The sequence below is a fragment of the Akkermansiaceae bacterium genome (genome assembly GCA_019634595.1).
Lineage (GTDB): Bacteria > Verrucomicrobiota > Verrucomicrobiia > Verrucomicrobiales > Akkermansiaceae > Luteolibacter.
The window spans coordinates 693,520-719,277 of record JAHCBC010000001.1 but is presented as its reverse complement, the minus strand read 5'-3'; the positions used below and the strand labels follow the sequence as shown (position 1 = coordinate 719,277).

27 protein-coding genes are annotated in these 25,758 nt (G+C 62.8%); 18 read left to right on the top strand and 9 right to left on the bottom strand.

The features are described 5' to 3' along the window. The first annotated feature begins 44 nt into the window (after positions 1-44). Positions 45-1,013, top strand: a complete 969-nt coding sequence (locus tag KF712_03000; protein ID MBX3739934.1) for a metallophosphoesterase — start codon at positions 45-47, stop codon at positions 1,011-1,013. A gap of 21 nt (positions 1,014-1,034) precedes the next feature. On the opposite strand, the gene KF712_02995 is transcribed toward KF712_03000, so the two are convergent. Continuing rightward, positions 1,035-2,111: an LOG family protein gene (locus KF712_02995; protein MBX3739933.1), complete on the bottom strand. Its 1,077-nt coding sequence runs from the start codon at positions 2,109-2,111 to the stop codon at positions 1,035-1,037. Between the two features lie 190 nt (positions 2,112-2,301). Here KF712_02995 and KF712_02990 point away from each other — a divergent pair, with 190 nt between their 5' ends. Both KF712_02990 and KF712_02985 read left to right on the top strand, forming a co-directional pair. After that, entirely contained in the window at positions 2,302-2,958 is a 657-nt protein-coding gene (locus KF712_02990; GenBank protein ID MBX3739932.1) for an OmpH family outer membrane protein, read from the top strand. 9 nt (positions 2,959-2,967) lie between these two features. Further along, positions 2,968-3,483: a hypothetical protein gene (locus tag KF712_02985; GenBank protein MBX3739931.1), complete on the top strand. Its 516-nt coding sequence runs from the start codon at positions 2,968-2,970 to the stop codon at positions 3,481-3,483. A gap of 3 nt (positions 3,484-3,486) precedes the next feature. Here the strand turns inward: KF712_02985 and KF712_02980 are convergent, their stop codons facing one another. Together KF712_02980 and KF712_02975 are read right to left on the bottom strand one after the other, a co-directional pair. Then, positions 3,487-4,368 (bottom strand): M56 family metallopeptidase, encoded by an 882-nt coding sequence (locus KF712_02980; GenBank protein ID MBX3739930.1) that lies wholly within the window; start codon positions 4,366-4,368, stop codon positions 3,487-3,489. Beyond that, complete coding sequence (locus tag KF712_02975) at positions 4,365-4,751, bottom strand: BlaI/MecI/CopY family transcriptional regulator (GenBank protein ID MBX3739929.1); 387 nt, start codon at positions 4,749-4,751, stop codon at positions 4,365-4,367. The genes KF712_02980 and KF712_02975 overlap by 4 nt, the downstream gene beginning before the upstream one ends. Before the next feature lie 102 nt (positions 4,752-4,853). Here KF712_02975 and KF712_02970 point away from each other — a divergent pair, with 102 nt between their 5' ends. Beyond that, entirely contained in the window at positions 4,854-5,699 is an 846-nt protein-coding gene (locus tag KF712_02970; protein MBX3739928.1) for a hypothetical protein, read from the top strand. A gap of 155 nt (positions 5,700-5,854) precedes the next feature. Here KF712_02970 and KF712_02965 read toward each other — a convergent pair whose 3' ends face one another. Further along, complete coding sequence (locus KF712_02965; GenBank protein MBX3739927.1) at positions 5,855-8,386, bottom strand: protein kinase; 2,532 nt, start codon at positions 8,384-8,386, stop codon at positions 5,855-5,857. A 143-nt stretch (positions 8,387-8,529) separates the two neighbouring features. Here KF712_02965 and KF712_02960 point away from each other — a divergent pair, with 143 nt between their 5' ends. Together KF712_02960 and KF712_02955 are read left to right on the top strand one after the other, a co-directional pair. Continuing rightward, positions 8,530-9,861, top strand: a complete 1,332-nt coding sequence (locus KF712_02960) for a DUF1501 domain-containing protein (GenBank protein ID MBX3739926.1) — start codon at positions 8,530-8,532, stop codon at positions 9,859-9,861. A gap of 12 nt (positions 9,862-9,873) precedes the next feature. Beyond that, positions 9,874-12,279, top strand: a complete 2,406-nt coding sequence (locus tag KF712_02955) for a PPC domain-containing protein (GenBank protein ID MBX3739925.1) — start codon at positions 9,874-9,876, stop codon at positions 12,277-12,279. Positions 12,280-12,295: 16 nt separating this feature from the next. Here the strand turns inward: KF712_02955 and KF712_02950 are convergent, their stop codons facing one another. Further along, a complete protein-coding gene (locus tag KF712_02950) occupies positions 12,296-13,072 on the bottom strand; it encodes an SDR family oxidoreductase (GenBank protein MBX3739924.1) in 777 nt (258 codons plus the stop codon). A gap of 211 nt (positions 13,073-13,283) precedes the next feature. Between KF712_02950 and KF712_02945 the strand changes: the two genes are divergently transcribed. The 4 genes from KF712_02945 to nadD are packed head-to-tail and all read left to right on the top strand — an operon-like array spanning position 13,284 to position 16,762. Then, the gene (locus KF712_02945; protein MBX3739923.1) at positions 13,284-14,189 is read left to right on the top strand and encodes a hypothetical protein; all 906 of its coding nucleotides are present in this window, start codon (positions 13,284-13,286) and stop codon (positions 14,187-14,189) included. A 60-nt stretch (positions 14,190-14,249) separates the two neighbouring features. Beyond that, the gene (locus KF712_02940) at positions 14,250-14,933 is read left to right on the top strand and encodes a response regulator transcription factor (GenBank protein ID MBX3739922.1); all 684 of its coding nucleotides are present in this window, start codon (positions 14,250-14,252) and stop codon (positions 14,931-14,933) included. Beyond that, positions 14,930-16,141 (top strand): PAS domain-containing protein, encoded by a 1,212-nt coding sequence (locus KF712_02935; GenBank protein ID MBX3739921.1) that lies wholly within the window; start codon positions 14,930-14,932, stop codon positions 16,139-16,141. Before KF712_02940 ends, KF712_02935 begins: the two co-directional genes overlap by 4 nt. A 30-nt stretch (positions 16,142-16,171) precedes the next feature. Further along, positions 16,172-16,762, top strand: a complete 591-nt coding sequence (gene nadD, locus KF712_02930) for a nicotinate (nicotinamide) nucleotide adenylyltransferase (GenBank protein MBX3739920.1) — start codon at positions 16,172-16,174, stop codon at positions 16,760-16,762. On the opposite strand, the gene KF712_02925 is transcribed toward nadD, so the two are convergent. Continuing rightward, entirely contained in the window at positions 16,704-17,666 is a 963-nt protein-coding gene (locus KF712_02925) for a COX15/CtaA family protein (protein ID MBX3739919.1), read from the bottom strand. The genes nadD and KF712_02925 overlap by 59 nt on opposite strands. A gap of 162 nt (positions 17,667-17,828) precedes the next feature. Between KF712_02925 and KF712_02920 the strand changes: the two genes are divergently transcribed. Genes KF712_02920 through KF712_02885 form a run of 8 tightly spaced genes read left to right on the top strand, consistent with a single transcriptional unit; the run spans position 17,829 to position 23,590 of the window. Beyond that, the gene (locus KF712_02920; GenBank protein MBX3739918.1) at positions 17,829-18,239 is read left to right on the top strand and encodes a hypothetical protein; all 411 of its coding nucleotides are present in this window, start codon (positions 17,829-17,831) and stop codon (positions 18,237-18,239) included. Beyond that, positions 18,190-18,987, top strand: a complete 798-nt coding sequence (locus tag KF712_02915; GenBank protein MBX3739917.1) for a metal ABC transporter ATP-binding protein — start codon at positions 18,190-18,192, stop codon at positions 18,985-18,987. Before KF712_02920 ends, KF712_02915 begins: the two co-directional genes overlap by 50 nt. 11 nt (positions 18,988-18,998) lie before the next feature. Beyond that, positions 18,999-19,835, top strand: a complete 837-nt coding sequence (locus tag KF712_02910; GenBank protein ID MBX3739916.1) for a metal ABC transporter permease — start codon at positions 18,999-19,001, stop codon at positions 19,833-19,835. Positions 19,836-19,877: 42 nt separating this feature from the next. Further along, a complete protein-coding gene (locus KF712_02905) occupies positions 19,878-20,486 on the top strand; it encodes a peptidyl-prolyl cis-trans isomerase (GenBank protein ID MBX3739915.1) in 609 nt (202 codons plus the stop codon). Positions 20,487-20,513: 27 nt separating this feature from the next. After that, complete coding sequence (gene plsY / locus KF712_02900) at positions 20,514-21,218, top strand: glycerol-3-phosphate 1-O-acyltransferase PlsY (protein MBX3739914.1); 705 nt, start codon at positions 20,514-20,516, stop codon at positions 21,216-21,218. Further along, positions 21,211-22,221 (top strand): NAD(P)-dependent glycerol-3-phosphate dehydrogenase, encoded by a 1,011-nt coding sequence (locus KF712_02895; GenBank protein ID MBX3739913.1) that lies wholly within the window; start codon positions 21,211-21,213, stop codon positions 22,219-22,221. The genes plsY and KF712_02895 overlap by 8 nt, the downstream gene beginning before the upstream one ends. Before the next feature lie 32 nt (positions 22,222-22,253). Next, positions 22,254-22,922 (top strand): DedA family protein, encoded by a 669-nt coding sequence (locus tag KF712_02890; GenBank protein MBX3739912.1) that lies wholly within the window; start codon positions 22,254-22,256, stop codon positions 22,920-22,922. A gap of 47 nt (positions 22,923-22,969) precedes the next feature. Further along, positions 22,970-23,590 carry an outer membrane lipoprotein carrier protein LolA gene (locus KF712_02885; protein MBX3739911.1) on the top strand — a complete coding sequence of 207 codons (621 nt, stop codon included), beginning with the start codon at positions 22,970-22,972 and terminating at the stop codon, positions 23,588-23,590. Positions 23,591-23,593: 3 nt separating this feature from the next. Here the strand turns inward: KF712_02885 and KF712_02880 are convergent, their stop codons facing one another. The 3 genes from KF712_02880 to KF712_02870 form a co-directional block, all read right to left on the bottom strand. Further along, entirely contained in the window at positions 23,594-23,950 is a 357-nt protein-coding gene (locus KF712_02880; protein ID MBX3739910.1) for a hypothetical protein, read from the bottom strand. 74 nt (positions 23,951-24,024) lie between these two features. Continuing rightward, a complete protein-coding gene (locus KF712_02875; GenBank protein MBX3739909.1) occupies positions 24,025-24,909 on the bottom strand; it encodes a transglutaminase family protein in 885 nt (294 codons plus the stop codon). Positions 24,910-24,955: 46 nt separating this feature from the next. Further along, complete coding sequence (locus KF712_02870) at positions 24,956-25,681, bottom strand: TlyA family RNA methyltransferase (GenBank protein MBX3739908.1); 726 nt, start codon at positions 25,679-25,681, stop codon at positions 24,956-24,958. Positions 25,682-25,758: the final 77 nt, after the last annotated feature.

Sequence of the window (25,758 nt, the reverse complement as noted above, 5' to 3'; positions counted from 1 at the left end):
TTTCCTCAATATCCAGACCAATAGGGTGCGGGTATCCTCCCTGCATGAATGAAGCGCCCACCGGCTATGATGTGATCGGAGACATCCACGGAAGATTCGACAAGCTGGAGCGGCTGATGTGCCGTCTTGGCTACCACAGGCATGGAGACGGTTTCATTCCCCCTCCCGGGCGGAAGGCTCTCTTCCTCGGAGATTTGGTGGATCCCAAACCCGGACACGGAATTCCCGGAGGGGTGAAACGAACCCTCAGGGCCGTGAAGATGATGGTGGAACTGGAACATGCGATCTGCCTCATGGGAAATCATGAGTTCAATGCGATATGCTTCCACACCACGGGTCCTGCCGGAACACCGCTCCGTTCCCATACCCCCCATAATTTGCGGATGCATCAGGGAACGCTCGATGATTTCCCGGATCATGGGAGTCCGGAGAGCGATTGGCGGAAAGTCTGGCTGCCGTGGATGAAACGGCTCCCGCTGTTCCTCGATATGGGAGCGTTCCGCGCTGTCCACGCGTGCTGGCATGCTCCTGCCATCCGGGCCATGGGAGGTGTGGATCTGACCGACATGAAACAACTGACCGACGCAGCGGATGACAACATCCCATTCGGCCACGCCATCAGCACGCTGCTCAAGGGGATCGAAGTGCCTCTTCCTGCGGGAACGTATTTCAGGGATGAAAGCGGAGCATCGAGGGAACGCATCCGTGCGAAATGGTGGCACAGGCCACATGCGGGCATCAGTTGCCGGGATGTTGTGTTCCCGTGGAATGAGCAGATCCCGGATCTTCCACTGGACGAAACAGTGTTCAGCATCTTCGAAGGTTATGATCCCGGCGCGCCCCCCGTATTTTTCGGCCATTATCTGAAGGAGCCGACCTTGCCTCCCGCACCAGAGCAGGGAAATGTCGCCTGCCTGGATCACGGAGCGGGAATCAACGGCCCCTTGGTGGCCTACCGCTGGCGGGGTGAAGCAACGCTGGACGCCGGACAGTATATCACAGACCAAGGGTAGTCCGGAAGGAGGGATGAGGATTCAGGCGCTCAGTTTCCTGACACCTCCCCGCATCATTGCCTGTACGGTGGGGATGATCTGGTCCAACTCCTCCACCACGACGAAGCCGCCTTCCCTGTGCCATGGTTCCAACATGCCGATGAGTGGTCCCCAGAAGCTGGTGCCGTTGGTGTCTTTCCGGTCGAAGACGATGACCGGCTTTCCGTCCACGGCGGGGTTCCGCTGCTGTTTGAAGATCATCAGCGCCAGCATCTCCTGCACGGTTCCGGCTCCGCCGGGAAAGATCACGAAGGCATCGGAGTTGTCGATCATCACCTCCATGCGGGTGTAGATGTCCGGTTTCAGCCAGAAGCTGGACAGCCCTGTGGGCAGCCCCTCCAGCTCGATGATGTGCGGCACGTTGGACCCTGCGGCCCATCCGCCAGCCTCCACCGCCCCGCGCACCACCTCACCCATGATGCCGGAGTTCCCCGCACCGGAAACACAGCCCAGCCGGGACTCCGCCAACGTCCTGCCAAAGGTGTAGCCATCGTCCAGGTAGGCCGGATCCGCGATGGAGGCGGAACAGAAGACGCAGACGTTCCCCAGGTGTCCGGAGGGCGGCGGGTTCTCAAAGCTACCCGCCGAGATGGCGGCGATATGCTCGTGCGGAACCTCCGGCACGCCACGTGAACGGGCCGTCTCCAGCAGCGGGACGACCTGCGCCACTTCATCCGTCATCAACAGATAGTCGGTGTGGTCCTGGAGGATGGTGCCCAGTCCGCGCAGGTGGGAGAACAGCGTGAAGAGCGGATCCCAGGATCCATCGGTATTCAGCAGCACGGTGGGTTTTCCCGCCAGATGTTTGTCCAGCGTCTGGTAGCCGACAAAGATGGAGACGGCCTTGAACAGGTCCTCCAGGGTGGCTCCCGGTGTGAACAGGAAGGCGTCCGATTCGATGATCTTTCTCTCGATGTTGGAAAGGGAGATCCGCTGGTCCCCGTTCGAGTTATAGATGTTCCAACCGGCGGCAAAGAGTTCTCCCAGCAAGCGGGCGCGTATTTCGCGGTTCGGGTCTCTTTCTCCTGTGACTGTTCCTGCAAAACGGACTGTAGGCATGATTCTGAAAAGTTGTTAGACGGATGCTTATCCTGATCCGGGGGCATCCGTCCCCAATGAACACCGGGAAAGAAACTTCGCAAGTGCCGGTTTTCGTGGCAGTTGAGAAAATGGCAGCGTGCCACGGAGGAGGGTCCGGCAGCCCCTGATCTGCGGTGGACAAGAGGCGATTTCCCCGTCAGTCTCAGACATGCTCCGCGCCACCACGTTGATCCTGCTTTCCCTGGCTTTCGTCATGCCCGCGGTGGCGGCCCCCAGATTCGCGGTCGTCAGGATCACGGAGATCTACCAGAACCTCACCTCCACCCATACCATGCTGCTGGAGTTGCAGAAAGACAGGGCGGAGATCCTCAAGGATGAACGCGCCGTCCACCTGCGGAACGTGCTGGAGGAACTGAAGCAGCTCCAGGCCCAGCTCCAGGCAAAGCGGGATGCTCCGGTGGATGACACGCTCCGCAAGCTGGCCCAGCAGTACGAAATCAAGCGCCAGGAGGGGCAGACGCTGCAAGAGGAGTTCCAGGTCTTCGACGCGGAGAAGAGAAAGGAGATCAACCGCAAGATGGTCACCACGATGCGCTCCTCCCTCACGAAGATCGATGAAACCGCACGGACCATCGCCCGGGAACAGGGCTATGATGTGGCGCTGGATTCATCCGCCAACAGCAATACCGGCGTGCCCATCCTCCTCTACGCGAAGAATGCCCCGGACATCACGAAGGATGTCGTTGCGCGGCTGCAGGATGCGGGCGAACCTTCGGGAGCACCCGCCGCGAATCCGGCGCCACTGCCTGACGCGGCACCCGCCGCCCCTGCCACACCCGGTGTTGAAGCAATTCCCCAACCTTGACCCCATCCCATGGAACTCAAAGACATCCTCACCCACCCGTTCACCTGGGGCCTTTTGCTGGGCCTGCTGGTCGCGGGTTTCCTCTGGAAAGCCGGATTCACCGCGCGCCGCAACGTGGCCCGGGAACTGAAACGCGTGGATGGGGAAATGAAGGACCTCCAGAACCATCTGAACACGCAGCTCAAGATCAACGCCTCCGGAAATGAGACGCTCCAGCGTGAACTGGAGTCCCTGCGCCAGCAGAATGAGACGCTGCGGATCAATAACACCGCCCTCCAGCAGAAGCCCGGCCGCGCGGAGCAGCGCCAGCTCCAGATTTATGATGGCGCCGTGCGCATCATGCGGGAGCAAGCCCCCGGCTTCGCCCCGGCATGGGAAAAGGCGGCCCGCCAGGCTGAGGCGGATCTCGACGCCGCGGACTCCGGCTTGAAGAAGCTCGTCCGCAAGGTCATCCCCGGTCTCGGCAACAGCTCCCCCGCCGCTTCCCAGCAGCCCCTGCTGGTGAATGATGAGACGCACGATTGATCCTCACTGCCCCGGAAATGGGTCCGCTGTTTTCCTGAGATTGAGTTCCGCCCTGGTGTAGCCGGCGATGGTTTCCTGCCCGGCCAGTGCCAACAGCGCCGCCGCACCGACGGCCAGCAAGATCAGCGTTCCGGAGGCCAAGCCGCTGTCGTCGTGCTGTGGCTCCATCATCCTGCGCACCCGTGCCTCCAGACCACCGCGCTGCGCCATGGCCAGCGCGGGGCCTCTCAGCGGCCTGTCCTCCGCCATGTCACAAAGCGCCTTCGCGTAGCGGCGTGCCTCCACCCCGCTGCGGATCACCGTTTCATCGCAGGAGTATTCGCACTGGATGAGAAGGCGGCGCACCATCCAGCGGACCAGCGGGTTGAACCAATTCACCGCCACCGCGACGCCCGCGATCCACCGCCGCAGTGGATCCCGCCGCCGGTGATGGGCCAGTTCATGGCGCAGCGCCATCGCCCTGAGATCCTCATCCCACCGCGCCCAGTCGTCCGGGACAAACACCATGCGCTCCCACACACCGGCCGCTACCGGACCACGGAGGCCAGGCAGGCTGCGGATCTCCACACCGTCCACCGTCTCCAGCAGCGATGACTTGCCGACCCAGCCACGGATCCTGCGCCACGCCGCCAGCAACCTCGACATTTCCACCAGAAAACCGATCCCCCACACCGCCGCCAGCCACAGCTTCCATGGGAAACCCTGCGTCTCATCCGATGGTTGCGGGATCACGATCAGCTTCGGCATCACCACCAGCAGCACGGGAAAGACGCCCAGCAATGAAAGCACCACCGTGGTGAGCCGTGGGTCCAGCGCGGGATCCTTCCTCCCTGCCAGCCACACGGCGAGGGCAGCGAGGAGGGAGAAGATCAGCAGCGCGATCATGACGCACCTCCGTCCCCATCCAGCAGCCTGCGGATGCGTGCAATCTCCTCCTTGCTCAGCTTCTGGTCCTCCGGATCCAGCAGGGAGGCCACCAGCTTTTCCGGACGCCCTTCGAAGAACGTCGCCAGCAGTTGTTTCAACGCGTTCCGCTTCGCTTTCTTTTCCGGCACCGCCGGTGAGTAGACATAGCGGCGGGATTCCTTCGCATGCTTCACCAGGCCTTTCTCCTCTAGGATGGCCAGCAGGGCACGCACGGCGGAGTAGCTCGGCGGGTCCGGCAGCTCATCCATCACCTCCTGCGCCGTCCCCTTCCCCAGGCGGAAAAGGATGTCCATCACCTGCCGCTCCCTGCGGGAAACCTGACCATCTTCCAGACGCTTCATGGCGGCAATTTATGAAATGCTGAAAATTCCGCAACTTAAATGCTGGAAATCCTGCATTTAACATTTGACCTCCCGGCCCTCAAATGCTGTTTTTTTAGCACAATGAAACGCAACCTGTTTCTCATCCTGCCCGCAGCCGTCGCCGTCCTGCTCTTTCCCTCATGCTCCGGTCCGGGTGGTGGCTTGCCCTCCCGTGCCCCCGTCGTCGGAGACGAAGCCCCACCCGCCATGTCCGGCGGGCTGCGGTCCGGAGATCAAGCGGTCAACCGGAACAGCATCGATGCGATCCTGAACAATGCGGCACGTGAGGAAAGGCGTCCCGGCCTGGCCACCGGCTGGGGGGATGAGAAAGCCTCGCACATCCGGGATGTCGGCTTCACCCGCGCCTCATCGAAGCCCGCAGGGATCGACGCGATCTACTACAATGACAAAGACGGCATCAAGGCGATGGCGCGGTTCCCCTCCTCCGCCGATCCCATGCAACAGGCCGCCGGTGGTCTGGTCGCGTGGGGCATCAAGGGCGGCCTCCGTTTTCTCCCCGCCTACAAGGAGTGGGGCCATGGCCGCCGCCTCGTCGCGGGTGAAAAGAACGGCAGCTACTCCATCGTCGTGAAAAACCGCTGCAAGTCTCCGCTGGAGATCGTCGCCAGTGTGGATGGTCTGGATGTCATGGATGGCAGGACCGCCTCCTTCTCGAAGCGCGGCTATATCGTGGATCCCGGAAAAACCGTCACCATCAGCGGCTTCCGCACCAGTGACAGCTCCATCGCATCCTTCAAGTTTTCCGGTGTCGCCAACTCCTACGCGAACCTGCGCCACGGCGATACGAGGAACGTCGGCATCATCGGCCTGGCGGTGTTCACCAAGAAGGGCGCGAACCCATGGACGTGGATGCCGGATGAAGTGCAGCGCCGGGGCAGCGCACGGGCCTTCGCCGAAGCACCGTGAGGGAGTAAGGGTGGACACTCTTGTCCACCGGCTGCAATGGGAACCCATGGCAAAAGGCATCACAGGATAGATCAGCTTATCCTTTCATTCGCCGATGCCGCAGGAGGACAAGAATGGGAGCGGACATAGCGGCTCCGCCGCAATTCCAACCCTCCTTACTCAAGCTCCTTGATGCGCTGGCGGCACCAGGCGAGGCTTTCCTGATACTCCTCGCTCTTCGGGCGGGCTTCCAACAGCCGCTCCCAGAACGATACGGATTCCGCAAACGCACCAACCGCCTCTTCCTTTCTGCCCGCGAGCTGCAACGCATGCCCCAGATCCCCCAGCAGATAGCCGGAGGATCTCTGGATCTTCTCCATCGGAGGACCACCGGGATTCTTGTCCGCCTCCAACCGCGTCATCATGCCATGGGCCCGGCGGATGAGTTCCACTTCCTCCGCGCGCTTCCCGGTCATGCCCAGCATCTTGCCCTTCTGCCACCAGAGAAGCGCCAGCCGGTAACCGGCCAACGGGTTGTCCGGGTGTGAAGCATAAAGCCCCTCCAACATCCGGAGCGCCTCATCGAACGATTCGAGCGCGGCATCCGTCTCCCCCTTGTCCCGCAGGAGGCCCGCCTTGAGTCCGATCTGTGATGCGAGCCTGCAACCCGCCTCCACATGGTCAGGCTGCTCGCGCAACAATTCCTGCAGGATGCGGATCGCTTCGGTCGATCTTGCCTCCGCTTCGGTGGTGTCTCCTGAAAACAGGGCGGCCTCCGCCATCAAGCCGAAACATCCCGCCAGATCCAGCCTCAGCCCGGGGTCCTTCGGGTTGTCTTTCAGCATCTTCGAGATCTCCCGGGCGGCCAGCATCTGGGTTTCCCGCGCGTCCCCGAGATTTCCCATGCCTTCCAGGATGGTCGCGGAAGAAAGGTAGCATCTGGCCAGTTCCGAACGGAGCACCACGGAGTCCGGCCTTTCCGCAGCCAGCCGGTTGAGGCTCTGCGTGGCGGACATGAGCTGGCTGAGCGCCTTTGCCATATCCCCGCGGGCGGAGAGCAGGTTGGCCTCATGGAAATCCAGGATGGCCAGCAGTTGCTGCAGCCGCTCGGCATCCACCTCTTCCTTCCGCACTTCACCCAGGGCCTTCCTTGCCGCCGTGAACGCATCCCCCATCCGGGGATCGTTGTTCGACTTCAACAGCAGGGCGAGCAACAGGCGGTTCGTCGCCATCCGGAACCGGAACTCCTCGTCCGCCGGGACATCTTTCCATGCTTCCGGAACCTTGCTGAGCCGGGATATCGCCTTTTCAGAGTCCCCCGCCGCGAGTGAAATCTCCGCGAGCTGGAGCTGGATGCGCGCCCGCTCGTCCGCCAGTTCCGGGATCCGCCCGATCCGCCCGAGAAAGTCCTCGAAGTATTTTTCGAGCGACTTGAGCCGCTCCACCCGGCCGTCCAGGGAAGGAAGCTTGCGGTGGCCTTTCTCCATCGCCCATGAAAACAGGCGGTCGCCGATGAGGCGGGAGGCCTCCAACCGGGCGATCCCGATCCTATGTTCATAATCCAGATCCCGCTTTGCCTCGCCTGCAGCTTCATCCGCCGCAGCCCTCGCCGCCACCGCCGTGTCCGCCGTGGATTTCAATGCCGCCATCTCTTCCACCCGCGACTTCATCCCGGCATCCCGTTGGTTCGCAGCCAACTGCCAGAGCGCCCCCAGCACGAGACAGGCTCCACCGGCCAGACACGCGGCGACACACCACCGGGAGGCTTTCCTTTCCGCTCCACGGATGCGGTCGAGCAGGGAGTCCCGCTCGAGCTCCGCGGCGAGCCGGTGCTCCCCGGTCTCAAAACCCGCCAGCACCTCCGCCATGGACGACGGCCGCATGCCCGGGTCCAGTTGCAGGCAACGGTCGATCCACTCCCGCCTGCCCTCCTCCTCCTTGTTCGCGGGTGGGGCCGGCCACGCGAAACCCGGGTTGATTTCGAGATTTTTTGCGATCTTCGGCAGGTCCGCATGGATCCCTTCCCGCCGTGTCTCGCCCTGCGGGGGAGCCACCTTGATGAAGGTATCATTGCAGCGGGGGTACTGCCCCGTCATCAGGCGGAACGCCAGCACCCCGAAGGCAAAGACATCCCAGCGGTAGCCCGCCTCCTCCAGATAGCCACCGGGATCACGCAGTTGCTCCGGCGGCTGGTAGAGGAGCGCATCCGTGAACTCCAGATGGGACACCCCCGGCATGTTGCCGAGCGCCCAGTCCGAAAGCAGGACCTTGCCCGATTGATCGAAAAAAATGTTGCCCGGCTTCAGGTTGCCGTGGGCCACCCGCTTTTCATGCATGGCCGCCAGCGCACGGCCCACTTGCATCAGGAGTTCCCATGGGTCCTCCTCCGGAAAGCGGTCCAACCGGTGCTGCAGCGAGCGGGGCAGGAGGGTTCCATCCGCGTCCGTATCCGCCAGCAGGGGCATCACCATCATCGCAGGGCGGCCCTCCAGTTCACTGGAAAGGATGGGCACCACCCCCTGCGGCCACCCATCCTGCATCAGGCGCCCCAGCATGGAGGAAAGGAGGCTCCGGCGGATGGCCATCCCTTCGAAATATTTCACCGCCACCAAGGTGCCGACGGAGTCCTCAGCCGTGCACACCGAACCACACCCCCCCGGGCCGATCAGCCCGATGACATTGAACACCGCGGTATCGTGCGCACCCATCGAATTGTTCTTTAGCGGTTTGCCGCCTTTCCGCAACCCCGAACGAGCGGCGGGAAGCCCGGAAAAATATTTTCAAGTTGGATGAAATTTATTTCAACTCCCTGCAGTAACGCCTTTGTCGCCTTCCAACCCAACCTCACTTTATGAAGCACGTCTGCCCAGGCAATCCACTCGAGCGTTACTCCTCCCGCCGGGAGTTCTTTTACGTCGGACTCCTCGGAGGCCTCGGCCTCACGCTGCCACAGTTCCTCAGGGACCGCGCGTTCGGCGACACAAAGACCTATGCTCTGCGTGAACCGGTTGCCCAGGGCATCATCCACATCTTCCTTCCCGGCGGCCTCGCCCACCAGGAGTCCTTCGATCCCAAGCCCCTCGCCCCCGCCGAATACCGCGGGCCGTTCGGTGCCATCAACACCAACCTCCCGGGCGTCCAGTTCGGCGAGAAGATGACGGAAATGGCGAAGATCGCGGACAAGCTGACGATCATCCGCTCCATGTCCCACGGCGAAGCCGCCCACGAGCGCGGCACGCACAACATGTTTACCGGCTACCGTCCGTCCCCTGCGCTGGAGTACCCTTCCTTCGGATCCGTCATCTCGCACGAACTCGGCTCCAGGAACGACCTGCCGCCGTATGTCTGCGTGCCATCCGTGCCCAACGAATATGCCGGTTCCGGCTACCTTTCCTCCGCCTTCGGACCGTTCGCCCTCGGTTCCGACCCGGGCAACGCGAACTTCCAGGTCCGGGACCTCAACCTCCCGACCGGCGTGGATGACAAGCGCTTCAACCGACGCCGCTCCCTGCTGGACACGGTGGACCACCACTTCCGCAATCTGGAGTCGTCCGACGCGCTCGACTCCATGGACGCTTTCTACCAGCACGCCTACAAGCTCATCTCCTCGCAGAAGGCCCGGGAGGCCTTCAACCTCGCGGCGGAGACGGATGCCATGAAGGAGAAATACGGCAAGAACGCGGCCGGCCAGCGCATGCTGCTCTCCCGCCGCCTGATCGAAGGCGGTGTCCGCATGGTCTCCCTCACCGCAGGTGGCTGGGACCACCACGACAACATCAAGAACGGTATGGACAACAATATGCCGAGCGTGGACAAGGCCATCGCCGCCCTCATCAACGACCTTGATGAACGCGGCATGCTGGACACCACCCTCGTCATGGTGACCTCCGAGTTCGGCCGCACGCCGAAGATCAACAACACCGCCGGCCGGGACCACTGGCCGCGGGTGTTCTCCACCGTCCTGGCTGGCGGCGGCATGAAGCGCGGCTACGTCCACGGCTCCTCCGACGCCCTCGGCGGCGAACCGGAAACTGACAAGGTGGGCATCGAGGATCTCGCCACCACCATCTACAACCAGATCGGCATCACCGCGGACAAGGAACTGATGTCCCCGGGCAACCGGCCGATCGAGATCGTGGATGGAGGTCACGTGCTCGACTCCCTCCTTTCCAAGAAAGCGTAAGTTTTCCCAGCCGTGAAACTCGCCCTCACCAGCCTCTTTGCGTTCACTGCGGCGGCTTCGGCCGGCTTTTCCCCCGTGCTCAACGGCATCCTCCCCCGCGGAGGCCAGCGTGGCACGGAAATGGAAGTGGTCTTCGCCGGCCAGCGCATCGGGGATGTGCAGGAAATCCTTTGCTACGAGCCGGGGATCACCATCTCCGACCTCAAGGCGAAGGACGACAACAACGTCACCGCGAAGGTCACCATCGCCCCGGACGCGCGGTTGGGCGAATATTCCATGCGCCTCCGGACGGCTGGCGGGCTGTCCATCCTCAAGTCTTTCTTCGTCGGGCAGTTCCCCGCCGTGGCGGAGGTGGAGCCGAACAACAGCTTCGACCAGCCCCAGAAGATTGAACTGAACAACACCATCACCGGGGTGGTGAAGTCGGAGGACGAGGACTTTTTCCTGGTTTCCCTCAAGAAGGGCCAGCGCATCTCCGTCGAAGTGGAAGGAATGCGGCTGGGCCGGACCTTGTTCGACACCTATGTGGCCATTCTGGATCCAAAGCGGTTCGAGATCGCGGCCAGCGACGACACCGCCCTCCTGAAGGCGGATTCCTTCGTCTCCGCCATCGCGCCGGAGGACGGGGAATACCGCGTGGTCGTCCGCGAGTCGGCTTACGAAGGCAATGACGCCTGCCAGTACCGCCTCCACATCGGAACCTTCCCGCGCCCGACCGCGGTCTATCCGCTGGGAGGAAAGCCCGGCGAGACCTTGGAATTCAGCTTTGTCGGGGATCCTTCCGGTGTGATCAAGAAGACCGTCACCCTCCCTGCGGATGCGGTGTCCCCATTCCCCATCTTTCCGGAGCAGGACGGACTCATGTCCCCCTCCCCCCACTGGATCACCGTATCCCCGCTCGAACATGTGGCGGAAACCGGTGCGAACCAGGAGCTGAAAGCCGCGGTGGCCATGCCGCCCATCCCCAGCGCCGCCCACGGGGTCCTCTCCGAGCCGCAGAAGTCGGACTGGTTCAAGTTCACCGCGAAGAAGGGCGATGCGCTCGTCCTGCAGGTGGTCGCCCGGGAGCTGAGATCTCCCGTCGATTCCGTCCTCAGCCTCTACAATTCCGAGGGAAAGAAACTCGGCGGAAACGACGACAACGGCGGAACCCCCGACAGCAAGCTCCCATGGGCCTGCCCGGCGGATGGCGAGTATTTCATCGAGATCTCCGACCAACTGAAACGTGGCGGAGCCGACTTCAGCTACCGGGTGGAAGTCGTGAGGCGGACGGAATCCCTCGCCGCTTCCCTGCCCACCGTGGAACGGAACAACAGCCAGAAGTGGAAGACCATCTCCGTGGCGAAGGGCAACCGTTATGCGGCGGTCGTCAACGTCGCCAAGCAGAACATCGCCTGTGACGTCCTCTTCGAGGCAGCATCACTCCCTCCCGGGATCACGATGCACCGTCCGCTGATCCCTAAAAACGTCACCAGCTTCCCCGTCATTTTCGAGGCGGCGCCAGATGCCCCCTTGGGCTCGTCGCTCACCACCTTCACGGTGAAGTCCACCGGCGAGAACGTCCCGGCGGTGTCCGGCCCGCTGCTGGACACCATCGCGCACATCGAGATCAACAACCAGGGGACCTACCACGGCGTGACCCTCGACAAGATCGCCACAGCGGTGGTCAAAGAGATGCCCTTCAAGCTGGAGCTGGAATCCCCTGCCGTTCCCGTGGTGAAAGACGGGATCATCCCGCTGAAAGTCACCGTGGCCCGTGCCGCCGACTACAAGGAACCCATTTCCGTCAGGTTCCTGTGGAACTCACCGGGCATCAGCGCTCCCGTGACCGTGGAAATCCCCGGCGACAAGTCCGAGGCGATCTATGAACTCAACGCCAATGCTGAGGCCGCCACCGGTGAATGGCCGGTGTGTGTCCTGGCGGAAGCAAAGGCAGCCGACGGTCCGGTCCTTATTTCCTCCGGTTTCGCAACCCTCAAGGTTTCCGACCCGATGGTCGCCCTGGGCTTCGATCTGGCCGCCACCGAGCAGGGCCGCCCAATCTCGATGGTCGGAAAGATCGAGAAGCACCAGGACTTCGAAGGCAACGCCACCGTCGAACTCATCGGCCTGCCCCACGGAGTCAAATGCCCTCCCCAGACTTTCACCAAGGACCAGACGGAGGTGACGTTCCCGCTAGAAATCGCCGCGGATGCGACGGTGGGCAAGCACAACGCGATCTTCTGCAAGGTGAATGTGCCGCTCAACGGCCAGATGGTGATCCACCAGACGGCGAAGGGCAGCACCCTGCGCATCGACAAGCCCGCCGCCCCGGTGGTGGCAAAGGCGGATGACCAGAAACCAGCCGCCGCCACGGCACCGGCTCCCGGAGACAAGCCGCTGTCCCGCCTGGAGCAGTTGCGCCAGAAGAGCCAGTGAGCCGCCACGGGCACCCTTAGCCCTTCAACAACGACTGGGCGCCATCGATGTAGATTTCGGTGCCTGAGATGTGGTTGGAGGCATCGGAAACGAGGAACCACACCAGTTGCGCGACCTGTCCGGCGGTTCCCGGCCCGCCGCCGGTCAATGGCACCTCCCCGTCCGGATACTCCGCTGCCTGACGGATGGCATCCAATCCCCGCTCATCAGTAGAGTCATCGATGTCCGTTTCGATGCTGCCCGGGCAGATGACATTCACCCGGATGTGATCCTTCGCGAACTCAAGGGCGGTCATCTTCGCAAAGGCGGTCTGGGCCGCTTTCGAGCAGGAGTAGGCCGTCGCCCCCGTATTGCTGAACATCCGGTTGCCGTTCACGGAGGACACGACGACCACGGAGCCACCCCGCTTTTTCAGCAATGGGTGCGCACCCCTTACCGTCAGGAAGGTACCCGTCAGGTTGATCGCCAGTGTTTCATTCCATTCCTTGAGGGAGATCTCCGTCAGGGGTGCCCATGTGCCGTTGATCCCGGCGTTGGCCACGACGACCTGCAGTCCATCCCATACTCCGGCGATTCCGCTGAACACGTGTTTCATGGCCTCCTCGTCCGAGACATCCGCGACATACATCAGATGTCCCGCCTCCGCCCCTCCCATCTCGGACCATACTTTCAGCAGTTCATCCTCCGATCTCGCCAGAACGGCCACCTTGGCCCCCGCATGGGCCAGCAGCTTCGCGGCGGCCCTGCCGATTCCCGATCCCGCGCCGGTGACCAGGGCGGTCTTTCCTTTCAAGGTGTCTCCCGCGACTTTCATACCCCTCCACGCGCAGGCTTTGTACCATCCCCGCACCCGCCGTAACTCCGGGGAATAGGGCTGAATCACGGAGGATCATCCATGCACCGTGCAACCCTCACCGGCAATCTGCATCGGCAGGAAAATCCTCACCAGGTTGATGAAAAAGCGTGAGTCTGACGGCTTCTGTGCTGAAATTGATAGAAAGCCCATGAAAGCGACATTGCTGCCTCCGAAAAACCCCACTTACTGTGCGCCCATCACCTCCAACCGGGAGCTTGGAACCTGCCTGATTGCGAACATTCCGATGCGGGATCTCCTCTCCACCGAATTGGTCCGGGCCGGATTCGAGATGATTCCACCGGCGGAGGCCTGCCCGCGGACCATCCGCATCCCCATCGACACCTGGATCGAGATCGGTGCGCTGATGATCCTCGCCCGCAGCCCCGGGGCCGCGAAACTATGTGATTCCGACGGCTCCATCCTGGCATGGAAGGGAAATGAGGATCCCGAACAGGTAACTGACAAGATCGTCACCGATGCGGATTGCTTCCCCGTCGTCTATCCATGGGACCTGCTGCGCATGCATGAGGAAGTGCTGGCGATGATGGATGAAACCTCCCTGCTGGGTGACGTCAGCCCGCTCGCCACCCTCACCGGCGTGGTCCGGCTGGGCAAAGGCTCCCGGATCCTGCCAGGCACCGTCATCGAAGGTCCGGTCCTCATCGGACCGAACAGCCAGATCGGGCCGAACGCCTACATCCGGGGTGCGACCAGCATCGGCGCGAACTGTTTTGTCGGAAATGGTGCGGAGGTGAAAAATTCCATCATCTATAACAACACCTATATCTCACGACAATGTTACGTGGGTGATTCCATAGTTGGCACCCATGTCACATTGGGAGCGGGCACCGCCACGGAGAACCACCGCCATGACGGACGGCAGCATGTTTCCACCATCCAGGGAAAATCCATCAATACCGGCAGACTCAAGCTCGGAGCCATGATCGGTGATGGAGTGAAAACCGGAGTGAACACCTCCATCGCGGCCGGCGTGAAGATCGGCCTGGCCCGCACCACCCAGCCCGGAACCTACGTTTCCCAGGACTTGATGTGACCGATCTGTCACATTACCCCGTTTCTCATGAGCGCGGACGCCCTGTTACAAATCCCTCCGATGCACAAGATATTGGTCGTCGAGGACGAGAGGGACATCGCGGATCTGATCGGGTTCAATCTCCAGAGAAACGGATTCGAGGTATTGAAAGCCCACGACGGGATCGCCGGAACGGAGATCGCCCTCAAGGAGCGGCCCGCCCTGATCATCCTGGACCTGATGCTTCCCGGGCGTGACGGATACGCCGTCTTCCGGGAACTGCGGAGGGACACCCGGACGGTGAACACGCCGGTCATCATGTTGACCGCACGGGCCCAGACGGAGGACAGGATCCAGGGACTGGAAGTGGGCGCGGACGACTACCTGACGAAGCCGTTCAGCCCGAAGGAACTCATGCTGCGGGTGCAGGCCATCCTCAAGCGCTCGGAAGCCCCTCCGGGAGCCGTGGATTTCACCTACGGTCCGTTCCGTTTCGACAAGAACGCGCTCAAATTCTACCTCGACGGGGAGCCGGTGGATCTGACCTCCACGGAATTCAAGCTGCTCCTGTATCTCTGCGAACGCTCCGGCAAGCCGCAGGACCGCAATGACCTGCTCAGGACGGTGTGGGGATACAGCGACGAGGTCCACAGCCGCACGCTCGACACCCACATGAAGCGCCTCCGGCAAAAGCTGGGGGACCACGGAGCATGGATTGAAACTGTCCGGGGCGTCGGTTATTGCATGGCCGCCGCCGAACGATGAATCACCCAGCCACCATCACCTTCATTGCCGGTGCATTCGCCGCGCTGGTCTTCATCATCATCCGTTTGAGAATTTCACAAGCAGCCTACCAACGCGAGGTCGAAGGGTGGAAAGCCCGCCTCCAGGCCGACCTCGACCAGGCGCGTGGCGAGCGCGACCGCCTGCTCAATGCCCTGAGCGATGCGGTCTTCCTCATCGACAAGAACTCGGTCATCCGCTTTGCGAACAAGGCGGCCTCCGCCATGTTCGGCGGGCGGGAACTGACCGGACGGCCGGTCCGCGAGGCGTTCCTCGATCCCCGGTTGTCGCAGCCGCTTTTCCTCTGCCTGGAGTCCGGTGAGCCGGTGCAATCCCAAGTGGTGCTGAGCCAGCAGACCTCGCCGCGGGGCGACCAGGAGATGCGGGGGGTGAACGCCTGGGTCATCGACGCGGCTCCGCTGGCGGTTTCCAAGAATGAGATGCCGGTCATCCGCGTGGTGATCCGGGACGTGACGGCGGAGCACCAGTTGGAACAGATCCGGAAGGATTTCGTCGCAAATGCCTCCCACGAACTCCGTACCCCGCTGGCGATCATCAACGGCTATCTCGAAAACCTGATCGAGGATGACATGCTCTCCGAACCGGCGATGGCCCGCCGTTTCCTGGAAATCATGAGGAAGCACACGGAACGGATCTCACGCATCGTGGAGGACATGCTCGTCATTTCCCGGCTGGAGTCCGGAGAGGCCAATGCGCTCAAGATCGAGCCGTTCAGGATCCGTTCCTGCATCAGTGACATCCTGGAGCGTCTGGAGTCCGTCATCCGCGAGCACTCCGCCACCGTGAACGTCAATCTGGCAGATCCGGACGTGGTCCTCCACGGCGACCGCTTTTACTTCACCCAGGTGCTTTTCAATCTGGTGGAGAATGCGCTCAAACAGAACCCCCGTCCCGGCCTTCAGATCGAAGTCGGTTCGAGAACCACGAACGATAAGATCGAAATCTGGGTGGCCGACAGCGGGGTGGGCATCCCGAGCGCGGACCTGCCGCATATTTTCCGGAGGTTCTACCGGGTGGAGAAGCACCACTCGCAGCAGGAGATCAAGGGCACCGGACTAGGTCTCTCGATCGTCAAACGCGCGATCGAGGCGCACCAAGGAACCGTCGGGGTGACCTCCATCCCCGGAAAGGAAACGAAATTCCTCATCACGCTTCCCCTCGCCCATTGACCGGCGGGGATTTCCCCGGAGAATGCCCCGGTGAGCGTTCCCCGCAAGATCGGCCTGTTCGGTGGCACCTTCGATCCCGTCCATCTCGGGCATGTGCATCTCGCGGACCTCGCCCGCACGGCGGTGGGGCTGGACGAGGTGCGCTTCATCCCCTGCCAGATCTCACCGCACAAGACCGGCAGCCATCCAGCCAGCCCGGCCGAGCGTCTGGAGATGCTGGAACTCGCCACCGCCGGCCTTCCGTGGGCCGTGGTGGACGACATCGAACTGACCGGCGAAGGGCCGAATTTCTCCTACCTCACCGCAGAGCGGATGCATGCCAGGTTCCCGGAAGACCACCTGTTCTGGATCATGGGCGGCGACCAATGGGCCGCCCTGCCCACGTGGAAACATCCGGAGAAACTGGCCGCTGCGGTCGAGTTCATCGTGCTCGCCCGAAATGACCATCCGGCACCCCGCGAGGGCTACCGCATGCATCTGGTGACGGGAGAACATCCCGCATCCTCCACTGCCATCCGGCAGGGCGAAAGGAACCACCTCCATCCCGCCGTGGCGGATCACATCAAGCTCCGGGGGCTTTATCCCGGCCTTGGCCCATCAGGCCCAGCCACCAGAGAATGACCAGTGAGAGCAGCACCGCGGCCAAGCCCACGTGCACGACCTGCACCCATTGGTAGATGTGGACCTGCGACATCACCATGCCGAGGACCATCTGGATGAGGACGATGCCGGTGGCGGCCTTCTCCACGCGCCCCGCCCCGCCTTCGCGGAACCGCTCGCTCATCCAGTAGGCCCAGATGGAGGCCGCCAGCACCGCCCATGAGAAGCTGCGGTGGAAAAGATAAACCGCCGCCTGCTCCAGCTCGTCGATCCACAGATCCCGTGCCTGGCCGACGTGGGCCTTGGCCATTTCATCGGTGATCTCCCGGATCTGGGAGCCGATCATGCCCTCCGCCGCGACCACCAGCACGAGGATGGCCACGGACCATTTCACCCACCCCGCCCCGCCCTTGAGGCGGATCCTCCACGGGGTGTCCGTCCCTCGCCACGCGCAGTAGGTGAGGGTCGCCAGCATCACCATGGCCAGCGCTAGGTGGGTGGTGATGATGACCGGCTTCAGGCGGGATGACACCACCATCGCGCCGACCAGCGCGTTCACGATCACCAGCATCAGGGAGGCGAAGGCCATCCAGAACACCAGCGGACGCTTTTTCCGCTGCCAGAACGCCGCGACGAACGTAGCGATGGTGAAGATGGAAACAGGAGTGGCGGAAAGCCGGTTGAGATACTCCGTCCATGCGTGTGTCACGTTGAACTCGGCATGGAGGCTTTCGATCGTGACCGTCGCCGGATCGAGGCCCTGCTTCTCGGCCGCACGGCGGAATTTCTCCATCGGCAGCTTGTCGAAGTCGATCTCATCCGCGGAGGCGGGCGGCACCAGTTTCCCCCAGCAGCGCGGCCAGTCCGGGCACCCCAGGCCCGCCCCGGTGACCCTGACCACCGCACCGACACAGATCAGCGCCATCAGAGAAACCAGCGCCGCTGTCGCCAGTTTTTGAAACCGAGTCATCCCCATGCAGCGAAGATGCTTTGCCGGGGAAACAGATTTCCAGAGAAAACCACCACCTGGGGGAGAACTTTCCGCAACCCGCTTGCAATAGCGGTCCATTTGCGACACTTTTTCGCCGTGCGGGGATCCCCATTGCTACGCTCCATCGTCATCGTGCTGCTGCTCATCGCGTCAGCGGCGGTTCTGGTGCGCCTGACCTCCGCCCGGGCACCGGAGAAAGCGCCCTTGCAGGCGACCCCGGCGGAGAGCAAACCCTCCAGCCAGCGACTGCCCTACCGGCTGACCGTCTCCGCGGAAACGGCGGAGGTGAAACTGTCCGCGGGAGACCACCCCGCCGTCAGCGAACTGTCCGGCGTTCTCGAAACCGCCCCCAACGCCCCGCTCTTTCTGACCGTCCGCTGGAAAACCCCCGCCGCCGCCGGCGAACACCGTTTCGCGAAGCTGGTGCTGGAACCCGCCGGCAAACCCACCATCACCCATGTGTTCGATGCCGAGGGCGACATCGACGACGTTTTCGAACTTCCCTGAGATGAGCCACGAACACCATTCCTGCTGCGCCCATCACAGCCATCACCATGAGCTGGAGATCAAGGGGCTGTCAGTCTCCTACCGGCGGGTGGTCGCGCTGGAGGACATCTCGCTGGCGACCTCCTGCGGCAACCGCGTGGCCCTCATTGGTCCGAACGGAGCGGGGAAATCCACCTTGTTGAAAGCCATCGCCGGGCTGGTTCCCCGGACCGGCGGGACCATCAGTTGGCGTGGATCCCACGTCCGGAAGTGGTCGCGCGAGTTCGCCTACCTGCCCCAACGCGAGGAGGTGGACTGGGCATTCCCGATCACCGTCCGCGGTCTGGTCGAGATGGGCCGCTATCCCCAAACCGGCTGGTGGAAGCGTTTCAGCGCGAAGGACCAGGAAGCCGTTGATGCCGCGCTGAGCTCGCTCGCCCTGGATGATCTCCAGCACCGCCAGATCCGCGAGCTTTCCGGAGGCCAGCAACAGCGCGCGTTCCTGGCCCGTGCGCTCGCCCAGGAAGCCCACGTCCTGCTGCTGGACGAGCCGTTCACCGGCCTGGACCGGAATGCGGCGCAGTTGCTGGGTACGCTGCTCGAACGGCTGGCCAAGGAAGGCCGCCTGGTCATCGCTTCCCACCATGACATGAACACGGTGCCCCTGCTCTTCGACGAGGCGCTGGTGCTCAACCGCAGCTCCATCGCCTTCGGCCCGGTCGGGGAAATCCTGACGCCCACCCTCATCTCCGAAACCTTCGCGGCCTGAACCCGGACACCATGCCCGAGCTTCTCACCAATCCTTTCTTCCAGCGGGCGCTTGCCGCCGCCGCGTTCATCGGCTTCACCAACGGTTTTTTCAGTGGCATCGTCATCCTGCGGCGCAACGCCCTGTCCGTTTCCGCCCTTTCCCACACCATGCTGCCGGGGATCGCCCTGGGCATCTTCGTCACGGGGGCGCTCAGCCAGTGGAACGCCTTCCTGGGCGCGCTGTTCGCCGCGCTGATGGTAGGCCTGGGATCGGTGGCCGTTTCGCGGGGGAACCGTGTGGAGCAAGGCACCGCACTGGCGGTCCTCTACACCACCGCCTTCGCCGGGGGCATCGCCCTGCTGCCGAAGCTGGATACCCGGCAGGAACTGGAGCACTGGCTTTTCGGCGACATCATCGCCGTCGGCAACACCGACCTGTGGATCGCGTTCGGCATCGGCGCCGTCATCCTTTTCCTGACCAACCTGCTCATGCGGCCCATCCTGCTGACCTTGTTCGAGCCGAACGTGGCGGCGGCACAGGGGGTCCACGTGCGGTTCATCCAGTATCTGGTGTTCGCCCTGCTGGTGCTGGCGCTGGTTTCCTCCCTGCAGGCGGTCGGCTGCGTGCTTTCCGTGGGGCTGCTGGTCACCCCGGCGGCGACGGTTTCCCTTTTCACGGACAAGACGTCCGCGCTGTTCTGGGGTGGCGGCCTGCTCGGCGGCATCGGCTCGGTCGGTGCGGTCCTGGCCTCCGGCACCCTGGGCATCAGCCCCGGACCGGCGATTGTCATCGTCCTCGGCGGGTTGTTCGTCCTCGCCTACCTGCTCAGCCCGAAATACGGTCTGCTGGCGTGGAAAGCACGCTGACACACTTGCACTGAACCCATCCATCACCTACCCATTTCCCCGATGAAACGCCGCCTCGCCCTCTCCGCCCTGCTGTTCATTCCGTTGTTCGCCCATTGCCAACCGGCAAAGGAAACCCCGGCCGCCGAAAAGCCTGCCGCCGCTGCGGTCGCAAACGCAAAGGTGCGCCTCAAGACCTCCCTCGGTGACATCGTCATCGAACTCAACGGGGAGAAAGCGCCCATCTCGACGGAAAACTTCCTCTCCTACGTGAAGAAGAAGCACTATGACGGCACCGTGTTCCACCGTGTGATCGATGATTTCATGATCCAAGGCGGTGGTTTCGCCGTCGATGGCGGCAACCTCACCCAGAAAGCCGTCGATGCCCCGATCCAGAATGAAGCCCGCAACGGCCTCAAGAACGACCGCGGCACCATTGCCATGGCCCGCACCAGCAATCCCAACAGCGCGACGGCCCAGTTTTTCATCAACGTGTCCGACAACGCCGGGCTGAACTTCCCCAGCAACGGTGGCTACGCCGTCTTTGGCAAAGTGGTGGAGGGCATGGCCGTGGTGGACAAGATCAAGGCGGTGGAAACCTCCAACACCGGCATGCACCAGAACGTGCCTGTGACTCCGGTGGTCATCCAGTCCGCCACCGTGGTGGAGTGATCCGACGTTTCTCCCCATATACCCCGCATGCAACTCTGGCTCTGCCCCCTGCTGGCATTCCTCCTCGGCTCCATCCCCTTCGGCCTTCTGATCGCAAAGGCCAAGGGCATCGACATCCGCCAGCATGGCTCCGGTAACATCGGTGCGACCAACGTCCTGCGGGTCGTAGGGAAAAAGTATGGCATCACCTGCCTGATCCTGGACGCGCTGAAGGGGCTGATCCCCACCATCATCGGCATCTCGCTCATCCGCTTTGTCGGGATGAAGAATCCGATGATGATCTCCGCGCTCGACCCGTTCTCCGCGGAGTTCCCCATGCTGACGGCCCAGATCATGCAGGTGGTCACCGGCCTCTGCGCCATCCTCGGCCACAACTATTCGCCGTGGGTGGGATTCAAGGGCGGCAAGGGCATCGCCACTTCCGCAGGAGTCCTCATCGCCATGATGCCCGCCGCCATCGTCATCCTGCTGGTGGTGTGGCTGCTGGTTTTCCTCATCTCCCGCTACGTTTCCCTCGCCAGCATCGTCACGGCGGCCGTGCTGCCGCTGATCACGCTGTGGGGATCCTGGTTCCACGGAAAGATCCAGAACGGCACCTGGAACAAGCCGCTCTTCGTCTTCACCATCATCATCGCGGTTCTCGCCATCTGGAAGCACCGCAGCAACATCCAGCGGTTGCGCCAGGGAACGGAGAACCGCTTCCAGCGCAAACCCAAGCCGAGCAATGTCTGAGCCCCGTTTCCGCTCCGCGGCGATCCTTGGCTCCGGTTCGTTCGGCACCGGCATCGCCAAGCTGCTTTCGCCGAAACTCGATTCCGTCGTCCTCATCGGGCGCGATCCGGCCACGGCGGATGCCATCAACCGCACGCGACGGAATCCCCACTACCTCCCGGACATCGTCCTGCCGGAGAACGTGACCGCATCCGCGGAGCTGTCGGACGCGCTGGTCCATCCCCTCCTCATCTTCGTCGTCCCAACGTCCGCGACCCGGACCACCGCCGGGAACCTGGCGTCACTGGGCCTGCCCGGTGACCGGGTGCTGCTGTCCTGTGCGAAGGGCATCGAGAAACACACCGGCGACCGCATGAGCGAGATCCTGCGGGAAACTTTCCCCGCCAATCCGGTGGCAGCGCTTTCCGGGCCGAACCACGCGGAGGAAATCGCCGCCGGGATGGCCACCTGCGCGGTGATCGGCAGCGAGGACCAGCAGCTCGCGCTTTCCCTGCAGGATCTCTTCACCCTGCCGCATTTCCGCTCCTACACCAGCGACGACCTGCCCGGCATCGAGTTCGGTGGAGCGGTGAAGAACATCTACGCCATCGCCGCCGGCATGGCCCACGGCCTCGGCCTGGGTGACAATGCCGTTGCCGCCCTGGTCACCCGCGCACTGGCGGAGATGACCCGCTTGGGGACCGCGCTCGGCGGACGGACGGAGACCTTTTCCGGACTCTCCGGTGTGGGCGACCTCATCGTCACCTGTTTCTCCAGCCACTCCCGGAACCACCGCGTGGGTCTGGCGCTGGGATCCGGCAAGACCCTGGACGAAGCAGTCGCATCGCTAGGCATGGTCGCGGAAGGGGTGCCGAATACCCTCTCCATCCACGAAGCCGCGCGCCGCGCCAACGTCCGCACCCCGATCATCGATGCGGTCTATGCGATCCTCTACGAGGGCAAGCCCGCCCCGCTCGCGATGAAGGAACTGCTCTCCCGCGATCCGCGGCCGGAGTGTGACTGACATCATCCCCACCTCCCTACCCCACCAGCCAAATGGAACTCCTCAAAGTAGCCCTCGATTTTCTGCTCCACCTCCAGGACCACCTCAACCAGTTCACCCGGGACTACGGTTCGCTGGTCTATGCCCTGCTGTTCCTCATCGTGTTTGCGGAGACCGGCTTGGTCGTCACGCCGTTCCTGCCGGGGGATTCGCTCCTTTTCGCCGTCGGTGCCTTGGCCGCGGATGAGGCCTCCGGCCTGAACATCTGGATCGCCGCCGCCCTCCTGCTGGTCGCCGCCATTCTCGGTGACACCGTGAACTACTGGATCGGCCGAAAATGCGGTGCCTGGGCCATCCGCACGTTCCCGCGCTTCATCAAGCAGAGCCACATTGACAAGACCTCCGAGTTCTTCGTCCGCTACGGCGGCAAGACCATCATCATCGCCCGCTTCGTCCCGATCGTCCGCACCTTCGCCCCCTTCGTCGCCGGATCCGGTGCCATGGACTACAAGCGCTTCATGTATTTCAACGTCGTGGGTGCCTTCCTCTGGGTGGGTCTGCTGCTCCCGGCGGGCTATTTCTTCGGGCAGATCCCGGTGGTGAAGGAAAACTTCGAGATCGTGGTGTTCGGCATCATCGGCTTCTCCCTGCTGCCGATGGTGTATGAGCTCGCCGCGGCGAAGCTACGCAAGCGGAAGGCCCCGCCGGTGTCGCTGGATTGAGGGATTTTCCCGTTGGACGTGCCATCCACCCCGGCCAGATTCCCACCATGCTCCGGTACTTCGTTCCATTCGCACTCACCGCCTCCGCCTTCGCCGACCCCGTGCTGGACGGCTGGCTGGAACGGCAGGCGACGGTTTCCTCACTGGATGCCGGCTTCACCCAGCAGCGGAAGCTGCCGTCGCTGAAGGAATCGGTAACCACGCCGGGACGCATTTCCTTCGCCAAGCCGGACAAGTTCCGCTGGCAGCTCGGCGAGCCGATGCAGACGCTGGCCGTTTCCGACGGAACCACCCTCACCCTCATCGAGGAGTCGGAAAAATCCGCCCGCCAGATCCCGAAGGACGCTCCGCAGGCCGCGCGCTTCTCGCTCCTGTCCGGCAAGGCGTTCGAGAGCAAGGAAGCGTTCTACGGGAGCTTCGAGATCATCGAAACCCGGGTCACCGCAGGCATCCACCAGTTCACCCTGAAACCGAAGGACAGGCGCATGCGCTCGAACGTCCCATGGGTCTTCATAGACATTGATCCAGTGAAGAAGGAGCTGCGGGCGATGGAACTGGAAATGCAGGACAAGTCCCGCGTGCGGACGGTGTTCGAAAACCCGCGCTTCAACACCAAACTGCCTGATGCACTCTTCAAGCCGGACCTCACCGGCTACAAGGTGAAGTGAGGATCAAGGCGCGTCCGGAGCCGCATCCTCATCCACGGTTGGCTCGAAAAAGGTGGCGCGACCGGAAGATGGGGCCGCCGAGGAGGAAGTCCGCGAGGAGGCCGGGATAACATCCGAGGTTTTCGTGGGGCCCGTGGGCTTCACCCTCGTGCTTTTTCCCTGTTCGGCTGACTTCGCGCTTTCCGTGTTACTTGGTACGGCGGCTTTCGACTGTCCGCCCTTCAGGATCCAGACCGCTCCCAACACGAGCAGGACGGCGATGAGCACCGCAGAGATTCCGGAGTTGTTGCTCTTTTTGACGATGACGACGATCGATTCATCGGCGTGCCCGTGCACTGGAGGTTGAGGGCGTTTGCTCATTGGGAACGGGCAGGTGGTGCACCGTTGTTGACCATCAATCAAGCGCAATCCGGCGAAAGGAGCCGCCGGACCACTCAGATCTCCTCCACCGGGATCACATCCACGGCCACCTTCAGCTTCTGTCCGCCAGCCCCCAGGGTGACACCGCGAAGGGGGCTCACATCCGAAAAGTCCCGCCCCCAGGCGATGGTGATGTGCCGTTCGTTCGGCAGCATGTCATTGGTGGGATCCGCGTCGATCCACCCGGCTTCCTCGCCACAGAAAACCGAAACCCATGCGTGGGAGGCATCCGCGCCGGTCAACCGCGCCTGTCCCGCGGGTGGCTTGGTTTCCAGATAGCCGCTGACATAGCGGGCGGGCAGGCCTAGCGAGCGCAGGCAGGCCAGCATGAGATGGGCGAAGTCCTGGCAAACTCCGGCTTTCTTCCGGAGCACTTCCGATACCGGCGTCGCCACATCGGTTGCAACCGTATCGAATTTGAACTCCCGGTGGATCCTGCCCATCAAAGCCACCACACCTCCGAGGATGGGCCTGTCCGCAGGAAAATCCTGCCTGGCGTAGTCGGCGAATTCCCTGGCGGTCGGGACCATCGGTGAGGCGAACCGGAAGGCCCCTGCTTCCGAATACCCATTCAGCACGGACGAGCCACATGCGGCCCTGACACTCTCCCAGGCGGGGGTTCCCTCCGCCTCCGGATGAACGGTTGGAAACACCTCCACAAAGCTGTGGGCCACCACCTCCAGCTCGCCGTGGCTCCCCTCCATCTCGAAGTAAGTGGTCACGTTGCCGTAGGCGTCCGCATGCACCCCGCGGCCCACCGGGACCGGCTGGATGGAAAGTTCGTGCCATGGACAGCGCTGGTTGGGAAGCGGACGTGGTGCCAGCCGCGCCATGTGATGGGAAACGGTGACCATCCCCTCGTAGAGGTATTTCGTGCGATGGATCAGCTCGTATTTCATCCGACGCGCGACCTTCCCACGGATGGCATGCCCTGAAAAGGCGGAATCAGCCGATCCAGGCGAGAAACTCCTGGTTCCCATCCGTGCCGGTGATCTGTGACGGGATGACGCCGCGCCATTCCCGCCCGTGTTCTTCCGTCACGAATTTCCGGATCTTCTCCACCGCACGCTCATGCAGCGCCGGATCGCGGACAATGCCGCCTCTTCCGATGTCTTCGCGCTCCAGTTCGAACTGGGGCTTGATGAGGGAAATCACGCTCCCCTTCTCCTCCAGGATGGAGAAAACGGCGGGCAGCACCTTGGTCAGCGAGATGAAGGAAAGGTCCATCACCGCCAGCATGACCTTCTCACCGATGTCCTCCGGGACCATGTGGCGGGCATTGAACTGTTCCTTCGCGATCACCCGCGGGTCGTTCCTCAGCTTCCAGACGAGCTGGTTGGTGCCCACATCCACCGCATGCACCCTGGCGGCACCGCGCTGGAGCAGGCAGTCGGTGAAACCACCCGTCGATGCCCCGACGTCGAAGCACACCCACCCGGCGGGATCCACGCCGAAGGCGTCCAGCGCCCCTTCCAGCTTGAAACCGCCGCGTCCGACGTATTTCGGCTTCTCCTTCACGTCCAGCGGCGCGTCCAGCGGGAGCTTCACGCTCGGCTTGTCGATCACCTTGTCCCCGCTCCTCACCTCACCCGCGAGAACCAGACGCTTCGCCTGCTCTCTGGAATCACAGAGACCCCGGGATACCAACAGCGCATCGACACGTTCCTTCATGGGTGGGAAGTCTTCCTCTCCTTGAAATAACCTCTTCCGGCAAGGCAATTTGCCGCTTGCCTACGCGCGCCGCACCC

Excerpts from the sequence above, each read along its gene's own strand:
- KF712_03000 (MBX3739934.1), top strand. The coding sequence starts at position 45 with ATGAATGAAGCGCCCACCGGCTATGATGTGATCGGAGACATCCACGGA.
- KF712_02995 (MBX3739933.1), bottom strand. The coding sequence starts at position 2,111 with ATGCCTACAGTCCGTTTTGCAGGAACAGTCACAGGAGAAAGAGACCCG.
- KF712_02990 (MBX3739932.1), top strand. The coding sequence starts at position 2,302 with ATGCTCCGCGCCACCACGTTGATCCTGCTTTCCCTGGCTTTCGTCATG.
- KF712_02985 (MBX3739931.1), top strand. The coding sequence starts at position 2,968 with ATGGAACTCAAAGACATCCTCACCCACCCGTTCACCTGGGGCCTTTTG.
- KF712_02980 (MBX3739930.1), bottom strand. The coding sequence starts at position 4,368 with ATGATCGCGCTGCTGATCTTCTCCCTCCTCGCTGCCCTCGCCGTGTGG.
- KF712_02975 (MBX3739929.1), bottom strand. The coding sequence starts at position 4,751 with ATGAAGCGTCTGGAAGATGGTCAGGTTTCCCGCAGGGAGCGGCAGGTG.
- KF712_02970 (MBX3739928.1), top strand. The coding sequence starts at position 4,854 with ATGAAACGCAACCTGTTTCTCATCCTGCCCGCAGCCGTCGCCGTCCTG.
- KF712_02965 (MBX3739927.1), bottom strand. The coding sequence starts at position 8,386 with ATGGGTGCGCACGATACCGCGGTGTTCAATGTCATCGGGCTGATCGGC.
- KF712_02960 (MBX3739926.1), top strand. The coding sequence starts at position 8,530 with ATGAAGCACGTCTGCCCAGGCAATCCACTCGAGCGTTACTCCTCCCGC.
- KF712_02945 (MBX3739923.1), top strand. The coding sequence starts at position 13,284 with ATGAAAGCGACATTGCTGCCTCCGAAAAACCCCACTTACTGTGCGCCC.
- KF712_02940 (MBX3739922.1), top strand. The coding sequence starts at position 14,250 with ATGCACAAGATATTGGTCGTCGAGGACGAGAGGGACATCGCGGATCTG.
- KF712_02935 (MBX3739921.1), top strand. The coding sequence starts at position 14,930 with ATGAATCACCCAGCCACCATCACCTTCATTGCCGGTGCATTCGCCGCG.
- KF712_02925 (MBX3739919.1), bottom strand. The coding sequence starts at position 17,666 with ATGGCGCTGATCTGTGTCGGTGCGGTGGTCAGGGTCACCGGGGCGGGC.
- KF712_02915 (MBX3739917.1), top strand. The coding sequence starts at position 18,190 with ATGTGTTCGATGCCGAGGGCGACATCGACGACGTTTTCGAACTTCCCT.
- KF712_02910 (MBX3739916.1), top strand. The coding sequence starts at position 18,999 with ATGCCCGAGCTTCTCACCAATCCTTTCTTCCAGCGGGCGCTTGCCGCC.
- KF712_02905 (MBX3739915.1), top strand. The coding sequence starts at position 19,878 with ATGAAACGCCGCCTCGCCCTCTCCGCCCTGCTGTTCATTCCGTTGTTC.
- plsY (MBX3739914.1), top strand. The coding sequence starts at position 20,514 with ATGCAACTCTGGCTCTGCCCCCTGCTGGCATTCCTCCTCGGCTCCATC.
- KF712_02895 (MBX3739913.1), top strand. The coding sequence starts at position 21,211 with ATGTCTGAGCCCCGTTTCCGCTCCGCGGCGATCCTTGGCTCCGGTTCG.
- KF712_02890 (MBX3739912.1), top strand. The coding sequence starts at position 22,254 with ATGGAACTCCTCAAAGTAGCCCTCGATTTTCTGCTCCACCTCCAGGAC.
- KF712_02885 (MBX3739911.1), top strand. The coding sequence starts at position 22,970 with ATGCTCCGGTACTTCGTTCCATTCGCACTCACCGCCTCCGCCTTCGCC.
- KF712_02880 (MBX3739910.1), bottom strand. The coding sequence starts at position 23,950 with ATGAGCAAACGCCCTCAACCTCCAGTGCACGGGCACGCCGATGAATCG.
- KF712_02875 (MBX3739909.1), bottom strand. The coding sequence starts at position 24,909 with ATGAAATACGAGCTGATCCATCGCACGAAATACCTCTACGAGGGGATG.
- KF712_02870 (MBX3739908.1), bottom strand. The coding sequence starts at position 25,681 with ATGAAGGAACGTGTCGATGCGCTGTTGGTATCCCGGGGTCTCTGTGAT.